The following is a 528-nucleotide window of genomic DNA, read 5'->3' on the forward strand; positions in this document are numbered from 1 at the left end:
CGATCTGCTCGGGCGGCCGTTACGAAGACCTGGCCAGCCACTACACCAAGTCCAAGTTGCCGGGCGTGGGCATTTCCATTGGCCTGACCCGTCTGTTCTGGCAGCTGCGCGAGGCCAATCTGATCGATGGCATTGCCGAAAGCAGCGTGCACGCGATGGTGGCCTTGATGGACGAGGCGGCCATGCCGCAATCGCTGGACATCGCCCGCCGCCTGCGTGCTGGCGGCATCAATACCGAAGTGCAGATGGAGCCGAAGAAGATCGGCAAGCAGTTCCAGTACGCCGCCAAGGCGGGCATCCGCTTCGTGGTGTTGGCCGGTGAGGATGAGTTGGCGCGCGGAGTGGTTGCGGTCAAGGACTTGCTGCGTGAACAGCAGTTTGAGGTGGCCAGGGATGAGCTGGCATCTACCCTCCAGGTAGAGCTGGAACAGACCCGCGCAATGGCGCGCTGATTGAAAAGCCCCGCATAGCGGGGTTTTTTTTATGCCTTCGCGATGAAGGTGATCAGTGTGAAGAGTAGTGCCGAGC

General features: G+C 61.0%; 1 protein-coding gene. It reads left to right on the plus strand.

Going from position 1 to position 528, the window contains the following annotated elements; genetic code table 11:
* The coding region (locus tag ABB27_RS18945; protein ID WP_244479273.1) for a His/Gly/Thr/Pro-type tRNA ligase C-terminal domain-containing protein at positions 1-452 on the plus strand (452 nt) is incomplete at its 5' end.
* Positions 453-528: the final 76 nt, after the last annotated feature.

Origin of the sequence: Stenotrophomonas terrae (genome assembly GCF_001431465.1) — a bacterium.
In the GTDB taxonomy this organism is placed as follows: Bacteria; Pseudomonadota; Gammaproteobacteria; order Xanthomonadales; family Xanthomonadaceae; genus Stenotrophomonas; species Stenotrophomonas terrae.